Origin of the sequence: Yersinia aldovae ATCC 35236, from assembly GCF_000173735.1 — a bacterium.
Classification (GTDB): Bacteria; Pseudomonadota; Gammaproteobacteria; order Enterobacterales; family Enterobacteriaceae; genus Yersinia; species Yersinia aldovae.
The window spans coordinates 191,838-211,997 of record NZ_ACCB01000001.1; the positions used below are offsets into that span (position 1 = coordinate 191,838).

Sequence of the window (20,160 nt, forward strand, 5' to 3'; positions counted from 1 at the left end):
TACGAACAGCTTGCGAAGCGTTATTTATAGATAGAGAGATAAGTGATTTTCATAGTTAATAAGGAAAGCATATCTTTTTCTATATCAATCTTAAGTTAAATTGTTTTGTGGTTTTTTATTTTATAAATGCAGCCGCATTGAATTATAAAACAAACTCCAATCTTATATCTTTATTTTCACCTCAAGTTAATTCTTAAAAAACAATATCATGCAAGACGATATTCATCCTGACTAAATTAATACGAGTGTTATCTCTCGATTAAATTAAAAAACACTTATTATCGTCGGTATTTGTCCTTTTTTATACACTGGTCTGTTAATTGATTTTGTAACGGTAAGAATAAAAAATAGTTATTAAATATCATGGATCTACGGTGTTATGTCTGTTAAAAATGTGTGTGATTTCAAGATGAAAATACACAGATAATTTAGGTTTAATCTGTAATGTAAAAAGTTAATGATATAGACGTCTATGCGATATCTATTTTATTATTCATCTTTTAATTATTATAAATCAAATTTATATATATATTTTATTAATGTATTAAACATTATCTACAGTAAACAACTCACACGTAGAAATGTTTATAGTTTGTGGTTTTCTGATGAACTTTTGATGCAAAGGATTGGTGAACTATGTTTTTATCTAGAAAGCTGGAAGCCTTTATGGCTGTAGTTGAAAATGGCTCATTAAGTAAGGCGGCAAGAGTAATGAATAGAACTACACCACCAGTAGCTAAGTCTATTAAGGACTTTGAAAATATAATAGGTAAAAAACTATTTAAACGAGAGAAGTTTGGTATGAGTTTGACCAGAGATGGAGAGGTTTTATATAACGACCTGAAGGATTTATATCAGCAAGAAAAGGAAATTACCAAGAAGCACCTTACTGGTCATGTATCCAATGTCATCAATATTTATTACGATTGGGGTAAAAGCGAGGATTTGACAAGATTATATAAAGTGGCAGAAAAAAATAACATACAAGCCAATATAATTAAGTTTTATTATGAGAGTATTGATGACATTGGGGATTATGATGGTAACTCCCTTATCTTAACATCTGAGAAGGTAACCAGTGAAAGATTTACATTGCTTAACGACGTTCCCGACTCAGGTTTTGGCATCTATGGAAGGAAAGATATAATAAATGAAAGCAAAGATATCATAAGTATACTTTATAATAATATTTGGTTGTGTAACCCTACGTTATACAAAAGTAAATTTGTGAAATCACTGGAAGAATCCGTTAAAAAACAACATAGTAAGGTAAGTATTAGGCAGGTGGACAGCTTAGGGTGTTGCTTGAATTTTATCTACTCAGGTCGGTATATTTGTATTACTGATTCAATGATGGATGACTTTAATGGTGATTCTAAACTTGAATTCGTCAATCTGGCTAATTTCCAAGATGAGAATAGGCTATATTTTTACAAATCACGTTCACACTCTAGTGTCTTGAATAGACTCATCGATTACATCTACACATTGGAATAATATTATTTAGCATCGTAACGTCGTAATAATCATTATTATGATACAGGCGGTTTATTTGTCGTCGCCTTGCATTGCGTGTATTTATCTTTTTTTTCTGGTGTAAACCTTGTCGAAGGTACTTACCTTCCCTGGTGTGGGTACTATTTATGATTATGATTATGATTATGATTATGATTATTGGTATTAAGAGGAGGCTTACAGGAATAGATGGTGGTGGGGGAAGGATTATTCGTCACTTCGTTCCTCACCCTTCGGGCCGCCGCTGCGCGCGTTGTCTCACTACGCTCGACTCGAACCTTGTCGAAGGTACTTACCTTCCCCAGTGTGGGTACTATTTTTGATTATGATGATTGGTATTAATAGGAGGCTTACAGGAATAGATGGTGGTGGGGGAAGGATTCGAACCTTCGAAGTCGATGACGGCAGATTTACAGTCTGCTCCCTTTGGCCGCTCGGGAACCCCACCACTGAATTCGTGGTTTTTAATACGTGGCCGTACTTTGTGCTAATTATTAGAGCGTTAATGGTGGTGGGGGAAGGATTATTCAACACTTCGTTCCTCACCCTTCGGGCCGCCACTGCGTGTCGTTGACTCGCTACGCTCGGCTCGAACCTGCGTCGAAGGTTTTCACCTTCCCTTCAAGTGGCTCATTTGGATTCTTAACGCTGAATCGGCTTGAGACTCAAGGGTAACTATGGTGGTGGGGGAAGGATTCGAACCTTCGAAGTCGATGACGGCAGATTTACAGTCTGCTCCCTTTGGCCGCTCGGGAACCCCACCACTGGCCTTACCGCTTATCAACGCTGTCTTGGTAAGCGGGCGCATCATATCAAATGAAGCGCCCCTGTAAAGACTTGAAGTGAAAAAAACAATTTGTTCGGTGTTTTTTTGCGCGCGACGACGGTTATCTGGACAATAAATATAGATTTATTGTGTGCTTATAGAATGATAGTCCGGTTTCCGTAAACAAAAACACGCTGCGCCAGTACCTGATAAAGCGCGCGGCTTAACACATTCTTTTCTACATCACGCCCTGCCCGCATCATATCTTCGGCTGTATATGAGTGATCAACATGAATCACATCCTGCATAATAATGGGGCCTTCATCCAGGCATTCATTAACATAATGTGCAGTCGCGCCAATAATTTTTACGCCACGTTCGTAGGCTTGATGATAAGGGCTGGCACCAATAAATGCGGGTAAAAATGAGTGGTGGATATTAATTATCTTATTAGGATAATTTTGAACAAAGGCGGGTGTTAGTACGCGCATGTATTTTGCCAACACGACGTAATCTGGTTGGTACGAATCAATTTGTGCCATTAAAAGCGCGTTATGTTCCTCTCTGCTCAGACCTTCATGGCTAATCAGATGGAAAGGAATATCAAAGCGCTCAACCAGACTCTGCAATGTATTGTGGTTAGAAATGACCGCAGCAATTTCCACGTCCAGGCCACCGTAAGCACTTTTCATTAATAAGTCGCCGAGGCAGTGTGCTTCTTTCGTTATCATGATAACTATACGGCGTCGTCCTGCCGGATGTAATTCTCTAACGGTGCCGTGCGGTAAGGCACTGTCCAAATCTGCCAGCAAGGTGGTATCATTAAAAATCCCCTCAAGCTCAGTGCGCATAAAGAAACGCCCCGTCAGATGATCGACAAATTCGTTATTCTGAACAATATTCAGTTCATGTTTGTAGCAAATATTGGTGATTTTCGCGATCAAGCCTTTGGCATCAGGACAGATGGTGCGTAATACTTTCTTTTGTACGTTTTGGTGTGACATAAAGTGGTAAATCCTGTCTTAACATGATTTGATGTTGTGTAAGTGTTTGATATTACTGCATGGCAATGGGGTGTCTCTTGATTAACGCCCGCAGCATTTTTTATTATTTTTTCGCCGAACCGCAAGGGCAGGTATCATTTCGACCTACTGCTGGCCGGACTCCATCGATATAGTACCAGTGTTCTTTTATACGAAGGAAGCGTGAACGTTCATGCATGGCGGTTATCTGAGGATTATTTGCATCAGTGGAGCGGGCGATAAATTCAACAAAAGCTTCATCATTATGGCTACCCGCTGTTTCCGCGACCACCGTTAACCCACACCAGATAGTATTAGCAAAGCTCTGAACTATCCCCTCACGCCATTCGTGGGCATGGCAGTCAGGGTGCCAGGTACTTATCAGATAATCCGCATTCTTCTTTACGTAGGCGCAATAGCGTGAACGCATCAATATTGCTGGTTTTTCTGCCACCTGCGTTCCCAGATGGTAGGGCTGACAGCATTGCTGATACTCGCGCGTACTGCCGCATGGACACTGTTCTGACAAAATCTCTCCGAAATAATTAATAGTGCCACCGAGTCAGGTCGTTATCACGTAGCGGCAGGTTTAACAATGTAACGTTATAGGTATCATCTTACCTAATCACGGCGTGAGGTTCAAAATTGTTGATGCCACGGGATATCCGGCGTCATTTTAATTTTCGTGATGGTGATCACATAAAAACTTGACCGGTGTTTCATTATGGCGTAATTTGTAAAGCGTGAAGTGTGTCACAAAATAAAAATGATATTTACAGGAATAAACAATGAAACTGATCAATAAAATCATCGCCATTTTTGAAAAAATGAATGTCTCTTTCGGTACTCTCAACGGTTAATTATTTCTCTACCACTAATAGATATCAAGAATATTCTGAAAAATAACTCTGCGGATAGATAATAACACTATAGCCAGCGCGAGCTACCTGTGAAATGGCAGCATGACTTGCGATTATTTATGCGTAAAATTCATTGATAGACGATATTAAATGCTATAATTGAGTGTCATCCAGAATGTATTTCCTCAATGGTTACCCTCGCGGTGGCTATTTTGTATTTGTATGCCAGACAATAAATGATTATTTCCTCCTTTCCCATCGGCTACCAGTTGATTAACTAACTATCCCCATCCAACGATTTCACCATATATACACTTAATGGGTCATATTGATAATGGCCAAACACCGACGTGAACTTAAATCCAAAACATTGATAGAGCTTAATTGCTTCAGGCTGATAAACACCCGTCTCCAGGTAAATATCGTTTAAATTTAACTCGTTAGACTGATCAATTACCGTGGTCATCAGTAATTTCGCGATACCCAAACCGCGATATTCGGGTATGACAAAAATACGCTTCACTTCCGCATATCTGCCTTCTGGCAGAACAAGTGCGGCGCATCCAACGGCCTGATTGTTAACGTTAGCAATATATACCAATGTTTTTACCTGCCGCATAACCTCTACAGGGTCGGCGTAATTACTTTCTGCAGGATAGCGTGGCAGTTGGTACGCATCTAATTGTGCTATCAATGTCATCAGCGCAGGATTAAACAGATCTGTCTGGCATATCTCAATATTCACAGTGTGTCCTTTGAAGGTGGCGTTATATATTGGTAATAATATGTAAATAGTTTGTATCACGCTAACAAAAGCATAGACTTATCACTATAGTCATAGAGGCGAAGTGATACACGATTCAAAACTGAGAGTGTACATTTGAGATATATCTTATGTGAAGATTATCGGTGCTAATTTGAAAACTGAAGGATTACACCCTTGATCATATCTCGATTTTAGCCTGTTCCATTTAGGGAAAATATGCCAAAGCAATTTGAAAATGGATGCCATTGAATGAGAAAAATAAAAATAGGGTTGGCGCTGGGTGCCGGGGCGGCTAAAGGATGGGCACACATTGGTGTAATTAATGCGCTGAATAAAATAGGTATCAGTATTGATGTCGTCGCAGGTTGTTCGGTGGGTTCATTGGTTGGAGCCGCTTATGCCAGCGATCATTTAGACGCAATGGAACGTTGGGTGCGTTCTTTCAAATATTGGGACGTTATTCGCATGATGGATTTTTCCTGGCAGCGGGGAGGGTTGTTACGCGGAGAGCGGGTGTTTAATGAGGTGAATAAAATCATCGACGTGCGTGACATTGCCGAATGTACGCTGCCTTTTGGCACCGTTGCGACGAATTTAACTACTGGCCGCGAACTGTGGCTTACTGAAGGCGATATTAAGCAGGCTATCAGAGCGTCGTGCAGTATCCCTGGGTTATTTGCTCCCGTGTGGTTCGATGGTTATTGGTTGGTTGATGGGGCGGTTGTTAATCCGGTTCCGGTTTCGCTCGCAAGAGCTATGGGTGCTGACGTTGTTATCGCCGTCGATTTACAGCACGATGCCCATTTATTTCAGCAAGATTTATTTTCTTCACCCGCGGTTTCAGCAGATAAACCTATTGATCAGTCTGAAAGTTGGCAACGGCGGCTAAAAGGGCGGATTGCCAATCTTACGGCTAAATCTTCCAATAGTGCGCCTGGCGCAATGGAAATTATGTCTACCGCGATTCAGGTGTTAGAGAATCGCTTAAAACGTAATCGCATGGCTGGCGACCCTCCTGATATCTTAATACAGCCCTTTTGCCCACAAATCTCAATGCTGGATTTTCATCGTGCAGATGAAGCTATCGCCGCAGGGCAGTTAGCCGTAGAGATAAAAGCAGAACAATTAACTCATTTAATCAGAAATTGACAGTAGCTGAATCAGTATTAACAAAATATCACATGACAATTTCTAACAAGCACAAACACCCTTTTTGAGCCACTATTACCATTAAGGTCAGTAAGAGAAGTAGTACATGGAAAAACCACTAGCAGGAAAAAATATTTTAGTCGTAGAGGATGAAACTGTCTTCCGCACCGTGATCGCCGGCTACCTGAGTTCGCTTGGCGCAACTATCTATCAGGCAGAAAACGGCCTGGAGGCATTGAACCAACTGAAAGTTCAATCTGCGGATTTGATCCTTTGTGATCTGGCCATGCCTGAAATGGGCGGGATTGAGTTTGTTGAACGTTTACAGATTCAGGGGGTTCAGATTCCGGTATTGGTGATTTCAGCGACCGATAAGATGACTGACATTGCTCAGGTGATGCGTCTGGGGGTAAAAGATGTATTGCTGAAACCAATCGTAGATTTGAATCGATTACGAGAAGCGGTACTGGCATGTCTGTACCCGGTGCTATTCACATCTTATGCTATCGAAGAAACCGACCTTATTCAGGACTGGGAGGCGTTGCGCAAGAATCCGCATGATGCTGCACAGTTATTAAAGCAACTACAGCCTCCAGCACAGCAAACCATTGCCCGCTGTCGAATCAATTACCGTCAACTGACCGTGGTTGAACAGCCTGGTTTGGTACTTGATATTGCAGCATTGTCTGATAAAGATTTGGCTTTCTATTGTTTGGACGTAACCCGAGCAGGCGATAATGGTATTTTGGCTGCATTACTGTTGCGAGTATTATTTAATGGCATATTGCAAGAGCATTTGGCACATCAACAGCAACGTCTGCCACAAATGTCATCTTTACTTAAACAGGTCAATCAATTATTAAGGCGAACCCATCTGGATGGGCAATTCCCTTTATTAGTTGGTTATTACCATGTTGAATATCAGAATTTGATTCTGGTTTCTGCGGGGTTACATGCCAATGTCAGTGCAGGTAAAAATCAGATTCAGCTGAGTAATGGTGTGCCTTTGGGAACACTGAAAACGACATACCTAAATCAAATAAGCCAACGCTGTGATGCCTGGCAGTGTCAGGTATGGGGGGGAGGGAGCCGCTTAAAACTGATGCTTTCATCTGATGAGTAGTTTGATTTTTGAATATATCAGCCTGAAAATATGCCATAAAGCCTATCTATTCCCCTCTTTTCCGTTATCGCGCGACCCTCTATATAAATGGTTCTATAACGAAACTTCGAAATAAACTCGATTTGTTTCAATCTATGTGTCTGTTCAAGATGTGTGAAATTTGGCTTGATATACTTTTGCTAGCGTCGACATCGGCTAATTTTACGTAAGCTTAATTATTAGCCAGCAATGATAATGTGCGGCCTCAGGCTAAATTAAGGTTCGTTACTGATAATGACTAACAGACAGTTTTGTATTGAATTTGAACTCGAGGATCGATGGAATGAAGGTTACCGTTTTTGGTATTGGTTATGTAGGGCTGGTCCAGGCCGCAGTGCTTGCCGAAGTTGGTCATGACGTACTTTGTATTGATGTCGATGCTAAGAAAGTTGCCGACCTACAACAAGGCCGGATCGCAATTTTTGAACCAGGTTTGGCTCCATTAGTGAAAGAAAATTATGAGGCTGGCCGTCTTCAGTTCTCAACGGATGCTCAGGCCGGGGTTGCCCACGGTACTATTCAATTTATTGCGGTCGGTACACCTCCTGATGAAGACGGTGCCGCTGATCTTAAATATGTACTCGAAGTTGCCAGTACCATCGCTAAATATATGGATGCACCGAAGATTATTATCGATAAGTCGACGGTCCCGGTAGGAACGGCAGATAAGGTACAGCAAACGGTTCAGGCTGTTTTACAGCAGCGTGAAGAGAATATTGAATTTAACGTGATATCAAATCCTGAATTTCTAAAAGAGGGGGCCGCCGTTGCTGACTGTAAGCGTCCGGAACGTATCGTTATCGGCATTGATACCGATGATAGCGGTGTGATCGATTTAATTAGCGAGTTATACGAACCCTTTAATAGAAATCATGATCGGCTATTAATTATGGATATCCGCAGTGCTGAACTGACCAAGTATGCAGCAAACGGTATGCTTGCAACAAAAATCAGTTTCATGAACGAGATTGCTAATATTGCTGAACGCCTCGGCGCTGATATTGAAAAAGTACGACAAGGCATTGGTTCGGATTCACGCATTGGCTACCATTTTATATATTCGGGTTGTGGTTATGGTGGTTCCTGCTTCCCGAAAGACATACAAGCCTTAATTCGTACCGCGGAAGCTCATGACTATCAGCCTCTACTCTTGCAAGCGGTAGAAAAAACCAATAATCAACAAAAGTATAAGCTGACCGAATTCATTGAGCGCCATTTTGGCTCAGAATTAGCAGGGAAAACATTTGCGCTTTGGGGATTAGCATTTAAGCCTAATACAGATGATATGCGAGAAGCGCCCAGCCGGGTTTTAATGGAAACCTTGTGGAAGGCTGGGGCTATTATTCAGGCATATGATCCAGAGGCTATGGATGAGGCGCAGCGTATTTATGGCGCTAGAGATGACCTGAGATTAATGGGGACAAAAGAGTCCGCCTTACAAGGTGCTGACGCTTTGGTTATTTGCACTGAATGGCAGAGTTTTAGAGCTCCCGATTTTGATGTAATCAAGTCACGACTAAAACAGCCCATTATTTTTGATGGACGCAATTTGTACGATCCAGAGCGTCTAAATAGCCGAGGGTTCACTTATTACGGGATTGGCCGTGGTGTTTCGATTAGACAGGCATAATAAGTCTGTAAAGGTGAATTTATCTGTTGAGTACAAAAAGTAAATTAGCTGATTTTGTGCTCAATCTTGTTCGATAGTGTAGCTAACATCTGCATTCTCAGCATCGGATTATATCGTTAACTGACTTAATTGATTCTGCGTTGTAGTTATTTTGATTATTGTATGACTATAAATTAGCAGAGTATTCTTATAGATTTATCAACAGAGTGATAACCGAGCGTTATTTATCTAAACCGAAAGTTTAGGTGACGGGTTATGTATCACTTGTATGTTAATCCAGCGATATGATGGTGTGCATTTCAACGCATATGGCTCAGTTTAAATGAGAGACAAAAAATACCCTCCGGTGAATGGGAGGGTATTTTCATCGTAATAGTAAATGAAACAATACTATTACAGTAGGAAATCATCCAGTGATTTGCCTTGCTCTTCAATAGCTTTCTTAATTACTGCTGGAGTACGGCCTTGGCCTGTCCAGGTTTTCAGTTCGCCATTTTCATCTTTGTACTGATATTTAGCAGGACGCGCAGCACGTTTTGCTTTACCAGCAGTTTTAGTTGCAGCTAAAGTTTGCAGCAGTTCATTTGGATCAATACCGTCAGCAATAAGCATTTCACGGTATTGCTGCAATTTACGCGTACGTTCTTCAATCTCGGCTTGTGATTGAGATTCTTCTTCGCGGCGTTCGTTAACGACCACTTCAAGTTTCTCAAGCATTTCTTCTAACGTTACAAGAGTGCATTCGCGCGCTTGTGCACGTAGAGTACGGATGTTGTTAAGAATCTTTAACGCTTCGCTCATTGTCCTGGTCTCAAATTATAATTGGTGGGGGGGCGTCTGGGTAATAATAGAGTGCTATTTTAATTTCTGCAATAGCCAATTTGATATACATGCTCGAATTTACGTATTTTATTTGTAGAAAGTTGCTGGCCGCTACTAATAAGCGAGGAAGAATTGTTATTCTCAGCACTTTTTTTAACACAATTTTTCGTTTTGCTGCCAAATGCCCTTACAAGTGAACATGATTTTCTGACTAAGTTATAAGTTTGCTTTATATCAATAAATCAAGAATAGACAACTTCCACGTTTGTATGTGCAATAACCGATAGTGCTAAAAGGGAGAGATATAGGTGTAGTGAAAAACTCAGTAAGTCAAAAAGGCATGTTGTATTGGATTCGTCAGATTCTGACAATATTTGTAATCACTATTTTGCCAATTAAACATGAGAACACATTACTTGCATCATTAATGAACCAATCGTGCGGCCAGCATATGCGGTAGCTTGTGCTTCTTACATCGCGGATCTGGTTAATGTTCAAGCAGAGTTTTTTCACTATTGCAATATTGTGAATTTGATCAAGTAATGTCACTAATAATAGATCAGTATTTCAAATGCAAGTTTGTACAGTCTCATTAACAATATCTATTACTTAATAGAGAAAACAGCAATATAGCGGAGCCTCAGACGCTATGCCGTGTCTGAATTTATGATAAACTGAGCGTATGTTGTCACTGTGATCATTTATTAAACCATTGGAGTTACGGGCCCATGGCTCAACTTTACTTTTATTACTCTGCAATGAATGCAGGAAAGTCCACAGCGCTGTTACAGTCTTCTTATAATTATCAGGAGCGCGGTATGCGTACCTTGGTATTTACCGCTGAAATAGATAACCGCTTTGGCGTCGGGACCGTAAGCTCACGCATTGGCCTCTCTTCACAAGCACTCCTGTATAATAGTGCGACATCACTGTTCTCGATAATCACGACAGAACATCAGGCAAAGCCTATACATTGTATTCTGCTTGATGAATGCCAGTTTCTGACCAAAGAACAGATTCAGGAACTGTGTCAGGTGGTGGATGATCTCGATATCCCGGTATTGTGCTACGGACTACGAACTGATTTTCTTGGCGAGCTTTTTCCTGGTAGCAAATATTTGCTGGCATGGGCGGATAAACTGGTGGAACTAAAAACGATTTGTCATTGTGGTCGCAAAGCTAATATGGTGCTGCGTTTAGATGCGCAGGGTAAAGCAGTACATGATGGCGAGCAGGTGGTTATTGGTGGCAACGAAAGTTATGTTTCCGTTTGTCGCCGCCATTATAAAGAAGCGATTAAAGCCGCTTGCCAACCAGATTCATGTGAGTAGTCAATTCTCTGCTGTACGCTACCTCACAGGCTTTTTTATTCAGTCTGTGGGGTTGTTTGCCTTTCATCGTATTAATTCAATACAAACCTTTATGCGCTAATTAATAAGGCTTAACGGTATTTGGTGGTGACTTACTTTCCTGTTGCAACCTTTACTCGCTGAATATTTTAAACTGTGTGTCTCATCGGGTGTATAGCGAACGTCCAGCATCAGGGAATTTATCTTGGAGCCTGCAAAGATCCTCCGTTATGTGCATCGAACCATACCCCGAAATACGTTTCAGCCGCGTGTCACTGCGCGCGTGAGCAGAGGCACGCATTATATCGAGTCAATTTAGCCGATTGCGTGTTGGAAGGCACAGAGAGAATTAATAGGGAGGCGCTGCGGGTGCATGTGGAATAAAAAAGAAAACCCCCAATCAGCCGTTGCCCATTGGGGGTTATATCATCTTTACTTTACCCCATTTGAACGTGGGGGTTTAAGCCTTAAGACGATTATTACTTCTTAGCTTTCTTCTCAGCTTTTGGTGCCGTAGTTGCTACTGCAACGTCTTCACGGTCAAGCTCTTCGCTAAATTCACGGCCATAATAAGTATCCATCAGAATCTGTTTCAGCTCAGAGATTAGTGGGTAACGTGGGTTAGCACCGGTACACTGATCATCGAATGCATCTTCAGACAGTTTGTCTACTTTTGCCAGGAAGTCAGCTTCTTGAACGCCCGCTTCTCGAATTGATGCCGGGATACCTAAATCAGCTTTGATTTCATCTAACCAAACCAGCAGTTTCTGGATTTTCTGTGCAGTACGGTCGCCCGGCGCACTCAGACCCAGATGGTCTGCAATTTCAGCATAACGACGACGCGCTTGTGGGCGGTCATACTGGCTGAAGGCAGTCTGTTTGGTTGGGTTGTCATTCGCGTTATAACGAATAACGTTAGAAATCAACATGGCGTTTGCCAGGCCGTGTGGAATATGGAACTCAGAACCCAGTTTATGGGCCATTGAGTGGCAGACACCCAAGAAGGCGTTAGCAAAAGCGATACCGGCAATGGTCGCAGCGTTGTGAACACGCTCACGGGCCACCGGGTTTTTCGCCCCTTCGTGGTAGCTGGCTGGCAGGAATTCTTTCAGCAGTTTCAGTGCTTGCAGAGCCTGACCGTCAGAATATTCATTTGCCAATACAGAAACATAGGCTTCCAGCGCATGGGTTACTGCGTCCAGACCACCGAAAGCACACAGTGACTTAGGCATATTCATCACCAGATTGGCATCAACGATTGCCATATCTGGAGTCAATGCATAGTCAGCCAATGGATATTTCTGACCAGTAGCATCGTCGGTAACAACCGCAAATGGTGTCACTTCTGAACCCGTACCTGAAGTGGTCGTGACGGCGATCATTTTCGCTTTCACACCCATTTTCGGGAACTTGTAAATACGTTTACGGATATCCATAAAGCGCAATGCCAGTTCTTCGAAGTGCGTCTCTGGGTGCTCGTACATCACCCACATGATTTTGGCAGCATCCATCGGTGAACCACCACCCAGCGCGATGATCACGTCTGGTTTGAAGGAGTTCATCTGCTCTGCACCTTTACGTACGATGCTCAGGGTAGGGTCTGCTTCGACTTCAAAGAAGACTTCAGTCTCAATACCGTGAGATTTCAGTACGCTGGTGATTTGATCGGCATAACCGTTGTTGAACAGGTAGCGGTCAGTCACGATGAAGGCACGTTTTGCACCGTCAGTTGCCACTTCTTCCAGCGCGATTGGCAGAGAGCCACGGCGGAAGTAAATAGATTTCGGGAGTTTATGCCACAACATGTTTTCTGCTCGCTTAGCCACAGTTTTCTTGTTGATCAAGTGTTTCGGACCGACGTTTTCAGAGATGGAGTTACCACCCCATGAACCACAACCCAGCGTCAGAGATGGCGCTACTTTGAAGTTATACAGGTCACCGATACCACCATGAGAGGCAGGGGTGTTGATTAAGATTCGGGCGGTTTTCATTTTATCGCCAAAATACTTAACGCGTGCAGGTTGGTTATCCTGGTCGGTATACAGGCAAGATGTATGGCCGATACCGCCCATTTCCACCAGTTTTTCTGCTTTTTCGACCGCGTCTTCAAAGCTCTTCGCACGATACATCGCCAGTGTTGGCGACAGTTTTTCGTGAGCGAATGGCTCTGATTCATCAACAACTTTAACTTCACCGATAAGAATTTTGGTATTACTTGGTACTTTAATACCGGCCATTTCAGCAATTTTAGTGGCTGGCTGACCTACGATGGCGGCGTTCAGACCACCATTTTTCAGGATGATATCCTGAACCGCTTTCAATTCTTTACCTTGTAACAGATAACCGCCGTGAGAAGAGAAGCGCTCACGGACAGCATCATAAACGGAGTCAACTACAATAATTGACTGTTCTGACGCACAAATTACGCCGTTGTCAAAGGTTTTTGACATCAGAATAGAGGCGACAACACGTTTGATATCCGCAGTTTCATCAACAACAACGGGGGTGTTACCTGCACCTACACCGATAGCCGGTTTACCAGAACTGTAAGCCGCTTTAACCATGCCTGGGCCACCGGTTGCCAGAATTAGGTTAATGTCTGGGTGGTGCATCAGTTGGTTAGACAACTCAACAGTAGGGGCATCAATCCAACCAATAATATCTGCTGGCGCACCTGCTGCAATAGCGGCTTGAAGCACGATATCGGCAGCTTTATTGGTTGCGTCTTTAGCACGAGGATGTGGAGAGAAAATGATACCGTTACGGGTCTTCAGGCTAATCAGTGCCTTAAATATGGCGGTCGAAGTAGGGTTGGTTGTCGGAACAATACCGCAAATCAAACCGATAGGTTCAGCGATAGTGATGGTGCCGAAGGTTTTGTCTTCTTCTAAAATGCCACACGTTTTTTCATCTTTGTAAGCATTATAAATGTATTCAGAAGCAAAGTGGTTCTTGATCACTTTATCTTCAACAATACCCATGCCTGATTCTTCTACAGCCAGTTTGGCCAAGGGAATACGGGCATCCGCTGCAGCCAGAGCTGCGGCACGGAAGATTTTATCAACCTGCTCTTGAGTGAAGTTGGCATACTCGCGCTGGGCTTTCTTGACGCGTGCTACTAGCTCGTTAAGTTCAGCGACATTCGTTACAGCCATAATGCTCTCCTGATAATGTTAAACTCTTTTAGTAAATGAGCTGTTGAAGCAACTAGTATAGACAGGCTATGCCATACTGTATGGCGAAATAGAGATAGTTTTTATAGCCTACTTTTCTATTTCTGACCGCTGATTTACTGAAAGAGCTTCTCGTGCCTAAGGATAATGTGGGGGGAGGAAAAACATTTTCAACCTTTTATACCTCATTCACTCCGTGGATTCGCTCTCTGCCACGACTCTGAGCTTAACTATTCTTAGGTATGCTTTTCGTGACTTAAATCACAAAATCGTCAAGCTGACACCATTCAGCAATTATTTGTTGAGAGTAATTATCACTTGGGTGAATAAATCGATAATTCATGACCTTAACACAGCATTAGTACCACAGATTTTTAACAAAAAAATGCCATTACGATCTGCATTCCAAAATTGAGTATAAATGCTGTTTTATTCCATAGATTCCTGTGACTAATTCCATTACATTATCGCGAAAACTCGCTGAGTAGCGTCAAATCGGTGTTTTTTGGTAGAACGACCTGATGTGGTTGGCATGAAATAAATCGTGCAGAAAACAACGCACGAAAGGGTTTTATCATAAGGCAACATGTGATGCATATTTGTGGCGCACCGCGTTGATTGCATCGATACGGTGCGCCACAATGCCGTGCGCCGGTAGAATGATTATAATTGACGGCTACCGATGATGTTTTATCAGCAATGTTTTTATCAGCGATTTTATTATAAACAATGCGGAGTGATGTGTGAGTCAATCACTGTTGGACCTTTCAGGTTACATCAAGTTTTTTGTTGGCTTATTTGCACTGGTTAACCCGGTAGGCATATTGCCGGTATTCATCAGTATGACCAGCTATCAGGCCGCAGCAGGGCGGGATAAAACCAACCTGACAGCCAACCTGTCGGTGGCGATTATTTTATGGATATCTCTGTTCCTTGGCGATGCCATCCTAAAAATATTTGGTATTTCTATCGATTCATTCCGTATTGCGGGGGGGATTCTGGTCGTCAGCATTGCCATGTCGATGATCAGTGGCAAACTGGGTGAAGATAAGCAGAATAAGCAGGAAAAAACAGAAACTGCGGTGCGTGAGAGTATTGGTGTCGTCCCATTGGCATTGCCTCTAATGGCCGGGCCGGGTGCCATCAGTTCAACCATCGTCTGGAGTTCTCGTTACCACAGTTGGCAAAATTTATTGGGCTTAACCGTCGCGATAGCGCTGTTTGCTTTCTGTTGCTGGCTATTATTTCGTGCGGCTCCATTATTAGTTCGCTTATTAGGCCAAACAGGGATTAACGTCATAACCCGTATTATGGGGCTATTGCTGATGGCATTGGGTATTGAGTTTATTGTCACTGGTATTAAAGCGATATTCCCTGGGTTACTTTAACCCACCCGGCAAACCCTCCTCATAATTGAAAGGTCATCTATGTATATTGGATGACCTTTTTCATTTCAAAAGCCTATCGTGTAGGCAACTAAGCATTAATTTGGTGCAGAGAACGTATCAAATTTAATCTATTGCACTTTAATGCTGCATTTATATCAATCTCATCTTAAAAATTTGGTTTAAGGTCTATTTACTCCGCTTTATTGAGCGGCCCGTATCGGATTTGATCAAATAAAACACGCTATTTGTTGTTAAAATGCTCACATCATTCTGTAGGGCTTGTGCGGAAATTATCTAGATGTTATTAGTGATTATCGCCTAATGTATAGGTGTTTATCCTGCCAATGGCAATAATGTTAACTTTATGTTTTTTTTCGTGGTGGGTGGTGTTTCTCATGATTTTAAGTTAAATGCTTTACGAAATATATCTATCTAAATCATATTGTTATGTCAGGTATTGTGCGTTGATGTACTTCAGCACTATAGTTAGAAATTATATTGAAAAGAGAATTGCTTAACATTTCTGTAAAATTTATTGGCGTCAGATTTCGGCATCTGTTAGTTTTCGGGCAACTTTCTGATAAGAGATCTCTTGTCTTTTCAACAAAAAATCTATCAAGTTCACTATTCTGGAATAGTTATTGCTAGTCGTTGTTAGCCACAAATTGGCCTTAAGCATTGAGAAAAACATCACAAATCTCGTAAAACGGGCGGTGATAAATACAAATAAAGTTTAAGCGGCGACTATCGGCAATAATTAGCACTATTCTGGGTTTATCATTTTCAGCAGCATCAATGATAGCCGTGGTTCCGCCGGTGTTGAAATGGGCAGGCAATAGGGCTGTATAACAGGGTTGATAAAATGGTCTGATGTTTATACATGTGGGATGTTACGTAGTCGGATTCGTTCCCCGAATAACGTAATTTACAAATACCTTTTAAAGGTGAAGCTTGCTCAGTCACTGGGCGATGCAATAATAAAAACTGGAGTGAATATAAGCATGACCAACATCACAAAAAAAACTCTGCTGGCGGCAGGTATCGCTGCGGCAATGGGTATGATGGCCGTAGGGACTTCTTTTGCAGCCAATGTCCCTGCTGGCGTACAACTGGCAGAAAAGCAGGTTCTGGTACGTAACAATGGCTCTGAACCACAATCACTGGATCCACATAAGATTGAAGGGGTGCCAGAATCCAATATATCTCGTGATTTGCTGGAAGGGTTGGTTATCAACGATCCTAATGGCAAAATTCTGCCCGGTGCGGCTGAACGTTGGGAAAACAAAGACTTTAAAGTCTGGACGTTCCATATTCGCAAAGATGCTAAATGGTCAAATGGTGACCCTGTAACGGCACAGGATTTCGTTTACAGTTGGCAGCGTCTGGCTGATCCTAAAACGGTATCTCCCTATTCCAGCTATGTGCAATATGCCCATATCGCTAATATCGACGATATTATTACCGGCAAAAAAGCCCCTGATACGCTGGGCGTAAAAGCGTTAGATGATCATACTCTGGAAGTGACACTGACCGAACCGGTTCCTTATCTGGACAAACTGTTGGCCCACCCATCAATGTCTCCGGTTAACAAAACGGTGATTGAGAAGTTTAATGAGAAGTGGACGCAGCCACAAAACTTTGTCGGCAACGGCGCTTATAAGCTGAAAGATTGGGTGGTAAACGAACGTATTGTATTAGAACGTAGCCCAACCTATTGGGATAATGCGAAAACTGTCATCAACCAGGTCACCTACCTGCCAATTTCTTCTGAAGTGACGGACGTAAATCGCTATCGCAGCGGTGAAATCGACATGACATATAACAACATGCCGATCGAGTTATTCCAGAAACTGAAAAAAGAGATCCCACAAGAAGTCCATGTTGATCCATATCTGTGTACTTATTACTACGAAATTAACAACCAGAAAGCACCGTTTACCGATGCCCGTGTCCGTGAAGCATTGAAGCTAGGTATGGATCGCGACATTATTGTCAATAAAGTGAAGAATCAAGGCGATCTGCCAGCCTACGGTTTCACGCCTCCGTATACCAGTGGCGCTGAGTTGACACCGCCAGAATGGTTTGGTTGGACGCAAGAGAAACGCAATGAAGTGGCGAAGAAGCTGTTAGCTGACGCAGGCTACACTAAAGACAAGCCATTGACATTTAACCTGTTATACAACACTTCCGATCTGCATAAAAAACTGGCTATCGCGGCGGCATCGATCTGGAAGAAAAACCTGGGTGTTGACGTTAAGCTGGAAAATCAAGAGTGGAAAACCTTCCTTGATACCCGTCATCAGGGGACTTTCGACGTCGCGCGTGCTGGCTGGTGTGCTGACTACAACGAACCCTCTTCATTCCTGAATATGATGCTATCCGACAGCAGCAATAACACCGTGCATTATAAAAGCCCGGCGTTTGATAAGTTGATCAAAGACACACTGAAAGTAAAAACTGAAAAAGAGCGTGCCGGTTTGTATCAGCAAGCTGAAGTTCTGTTGGATAAGGACTCTGCCATTGTACCGTTGTTCTACTACGTGAATGCGCGTCTTGTGAAACCTTATGTCGGTGGCTACACCGGTAAAGATCCGCTGGACAATATGCACGTTAAAGATCTTTATATTATCAAGCATTAATGTATTAGGGGCAGCCGCAAACGGGTGTGCTGCCCTTATTGCTTGATAATTCAAAAAGGCTAAAGGTACAGGCAATGTTAAAATTTATTCTACGCCGCTGTCTGGAAGCGATTCCGACACTTTTTATTTTGATTACTATCTCATTCTTTATGATGCGTCTCGCACCCGGCAGCCCATTTACTGGCGAGCGTAATCTTCCACCCGAAGTCATGGCAAATATTGAGGCGAAATATCACCTCAACGATCCCATTTATAAGCAGTATTTCAATTACTTGGGGCAATTGGCACAAGGTGATCTTGGGCCTTCATTTAAATATAAAGATTACACCGTCAATGAGTTAGTTGCTGCGTCATTTCCCGTCTCGGCAAAACTGGGTTTTGCCGCCTTTTTATTGGCGGTAGTATTAGGGGTGAGCGCGGGTGTTATTGCGGCGTTAAATCAAAATACCAAGTGGGACTATACGGTGATGGGCTTTGCCATGACCGGTGTCGTTATCCCCAGTTTTGTGGTCGCGCCGTTATTGGTGCTGGTTTTCGCCATCCTATTAAAATGGTTGCCGGGGGGAGGCTGGAATGGTGGTGCGCCTAAATTCATTATTTTACCGATGGTAGCGCTGTCACTGGCTTATATCGCCAGCATTGCACGTATTACCCGTGGTTCAATGATTGAAGTTTTGCACTCCAATTTTATTCGTACTGCGCGAGCGAAGGGTTTACCACTGCGGGTTATCGTATTGCGCCACGCGTTAAAACCGGCATTGCTGCCCGTGCTGTCTTATATGGGACCCGCTTTTGTGGGTATTATCACCGGTTCAATGGTGATTGAGACTATCTTTGGTTTACCGGGGATTGGTCAGTTGTTCGTCAACGGAGCGTTAAACCGCGATTACTCTCTGGTTCTGAGTTTGACCATTTTGGTCGGCGCTTTAACTATTTTATTTAATGCGATCGTGGATGTGTTGTATGCCGTCATCGATCCGAAAATCCGTTACTAGCACTGGAGCACGCCAATTATGTTGAGCAAAAAAAATAGCGAAGCTCTGGATGTTTTCAGTGAAAAGCTGGAAGTTGAAGGGCGTAGCCTTTGGCAGGATGCCCGCCGCCGTTTTGTCCATAACCGTGCGGCGATCACCAGTTTGGTGATCCTGATATTTATTACCTTATTTGTTATTGTGGCACCGATGTTAGCGCAATTTAGCTACGCAGATACGGATTGGGGCATGATGTCAGCCGCACCGGATATGGCCTCTGGCCATTATTTCGGTACTGATTCATCGGGCCGTGATTTGTTGGTTCGCGTGGCCATCGGCGGGCGCATCTCATTAATGGTGGGAGTCGCGGCGGCGTTGGTGGCCGTGGTTGTCGGCACATTGTATGGCTCTTTATCCGGCTATCTTGGTGGCAAAATCGATTCACTGATGATGCGTCTACTGGAAATTCTCAACTCCTTCCCGTTTATGTTTTTCGTTATTCTGCTGGTCACCTTCTTCGGCCAAAATATTCTGCTGATATTCGTGGCGATCGGCATGGTTTCCTGGTTGGATATGGCGCGTATTGTGCGCGGGCAGACATTAAGCCTGAAACGCAAAGAATTTATTGAAGCGGCGCTGGTGGGCGGTGTTTCCACGCGCAATATCGTATTACGCCACATCGTACCGAACGTATTGGGCGTGGTGGTGGTTTACGCCTCTTTATTGGTTCCCAGTATGATCTTGTTTGAATCTTTCCTAAGTTTCCTTGGGTTAGGGACTCAGGAGCCGCTGAGTAGCTGGGGGGCGTTGTTGAGCGATGGTGCTAACTCAATGGAAGTCTCGCCGTGGTTGCTGATGTTTCCTGCCGGTTTCCTGGTCGTGACGCTGTTTTGTTTTAACTTTATCGGCGATGGCTTGCGTGATGCCCTCGATCCGAAAGATCGCTGA

General features: G+C 43.0%; 13 protein-coding genes, 2 tRNA genes, 2 other RNA genes and 1 pseudogene. 9 read left to right on the forward strand and 9 right to left on the reverse strand.

Annotation, left to right across the window (positions count from 1 at the left end):
* Positions 1-636: 636 nt before the first annotated feature.
* Positions 637-1,497, forward strand: a complete 861-nt coding sequence (locus YALDO0001_RS00830) for a LysR family transcriptional regulator (protein ID WP_004699125.1) — start codon at positions 637-639, stop codon at positions 1,495-1,497.
* Positions 1,498-1,705: 208 nt separating this feature from the next.
* Here YALDO0001_RS00830 and YALDO0001_RS19635 read toward each other — a convergent pair.
* From YALDO0001_RS19635 to YALDO0001_RS00855, 7 genes and pseudogenes are all read right to left on the reverse strand, one after another.
* A non-coding RNA gene (locus tag YALDO0001_RS19635) (RtT sRNA) lies at positions 1,706-1,831 on the reverse strand.
* A 47-nt stretch (positions 1,832-1,878) separates the two neighbouring features.
* Positions 1,879-1,963 (reverse strand) — tRNA-Tyr (locus tag YALDO0001_RS00835).
* Between the two features lie 58 nt (positions 1,964-2,021).
* Positions 2,022-2,149: non-coding RNA, RtT sRNA (locus YALDO0001_RS19640), on the reverse strand.
* Between the two features lie 44 nt (positions 2,150-2,193).
* A tRNA-Tyr gene (locus YALDO0001_RS00840) sits at positions 2,194-2,278 on the reverse strand.
* Positions 2,279-2,436: 158 nt separating this feature from the next.
* A complete protein-coding gene (gene purU / locus YALDO0001_RS00845; protein ID WP_004699129.1) occupies positions 2,437-3,285 on the reverse strand; it encodes a formyltetrahydrofolate deformylase in 849 nt (282 codons plus the stop codon).
* Between the two features lie 81 nt (positions 3,286-3,366).
* Positions 3,367-3,832 (reverse strand): annotated as a pseudogene (locus YALDO0001_RS00850) (YchJ family protein).
* A 608-nt stretch (positions 3,833-4,440) separates the two neighbouring features.
* Positions 4,441-4,908, reverse strand: a complete 468-nt coding sequence (locus YALDO0001_RS00855; RefSeq protein ID WP_004699136.1) for a GNAT family N-acetyltransferase — start codon at positions 4,906-4,908, stop codon at positions 4,441-4,443.
* Between the two features lie 270 nt (positions 4,909-5,178).
* Here YALDO0001_RS00855 and rssA point away from each other — a divergent pair, with 270 nt between their 5' ends.
* From rssA to YALDO0001_RS00870, 3 genes are all read left to right on the forward strand, one after another.
* Positions 5,179-6,078 carry a patatin-like phospholipase RssA gene (gene rssA / locus YALDO0001_RS00860; protein WP_004699138.1) on the forward strand — a complete coding sequence of 300 codons (900 nt, stop codon included), beginning with the start codon at positions 5,179-5,181 and terminating at the stop codon, positions 6,076-6,078.
* 106 nt (positions 6,079-6,184) lie between these two features.
* Entirely contained in the window at positions 6,185-7,201 is a 1,017-nt protein-coding gene (gene rssB, locus YALDO0001_RS00865; protein WP_004699139.1) for a two-component system response regulator RssB, read from the forward strand.
* 322 nt (positions 7,202-7,523) lie between these two features.
* A complete protein-coding gene (locus tag YALDO0001_RS00870) occupies positions 7,524-8,870 on the forward strand; it encodes a UDP-glucose dehydrogenase family protein (RefSeq protein WP_004699141.1) in 1,347 nt (448 codons plus the stop codon).
* Between the two features lie 393 nt (positions 8,871-9,263).
* Here YALDO0001_RS00870 and hns read toward each other — a convergent pair whose 3' ends face one another.
* Positions 9,264-9,671 carry a histone-like nucleoid-structuring protein H-NS gene (hns, locus tag YALDO0001_RS00875; RefSeq protein ID WP_042545967.1) on the reverse strand — a complete coding sequence of 136 codons (408 nt, stop codon included), beginning with the start codon at positions 9,669-9,671 and terminating at the stop codon, positions 9,264-9,266.
* Between the two features lie 749 nt (positions 9,672-10,420).
* Here hns and YALDO0001_RS00885 point away from each other — a divergent pair.
* Positions 10,421-11,023 (forward strand): thymidine kinase, encoded by a 603-nt coding sequence (locus YALDO0001_RS00885; protein ID WP_004699148.1) that lies wholly within the window; start codon positions 10,421-10,423, stop codon positions 11,021-11,023.
* A 497-nt stretch (positions 11,024-11,520) separates the two neighbouring features.
* On the opposite strand, the gene adhE is transcribed toward YALDO0001_RS00885, so the two are convergent.
* Entirely contained in the window at positions 11,521-14,196 is a 2,676-nt protein-coding gene (adhE, locus tag YALDO0001_RS00890; RefSeq protein ID WP_004699149.1) for a bifunctional acetaldehyde-CoA/alcohol dehydrogenase, read from the reverse strand.
* Between the two features lie 761 nt (positions 14,197-14,957).
* Between adhE and YALDO0001_RS00895 the strand changes: the two genes are divergently transcribed.
* The 4 genes from YALDO0001_RS00895 to oppC all read left to right on the forward strand — a co-directional run bounded on the left by YALDO0001_RS00895 (position 14,958) and on the right by oppC (position 20,160).
* Entirely contained in the window at positions 14,958-15,602 is a 645-nt protein-coding gene (locus YALDO0001_RS00895; RefSeq protein ID WP_004708395.1) for a YchE family NAAT transporter, read from the forward strand.
* Positions 15,603-16,603: 1,001 nt separating this feature from the next.
* The gene (gene oppA, locus YALDO0001_RS00900) at positions 16,604-18,241 is read left to right on the forward strand and encodes an oligopeptide ABC transporter substrate-binding protein OppA (protein WP_042839189.1); all 1,638 of its coding nucleotides are present in this window, start codon (positions 16,604-16,606) and stop codon (positions 18,239-18,241) included.
* A 74-nt stretch (positions 18,242-18,315) separates the two neighbouring features.
* The gene (oppB, locus tag YALDO0001_RS00905) at positions 18,316-19,236 is read left to right on the forward strand and encodes an oligopeptide ABC transporter permease OppB (protein ID WP_004699155.1); all 921 of its coding nucleotides are present in this window, start codon (positions 18,316-18,318) and stop codon (positions 19,234-19,236) included.
* Between the two features lie 15 nt (positions 19,237-19,251).
* Entirely contained in the window at positions 19,252-20,160 is a 909-nt protein-coding gene (gene oppC / locus YALDO0001_RS00910) for an oligopeptide ABC transporter permease OppC (protein ID WP_042545963.1), read from the forward strand.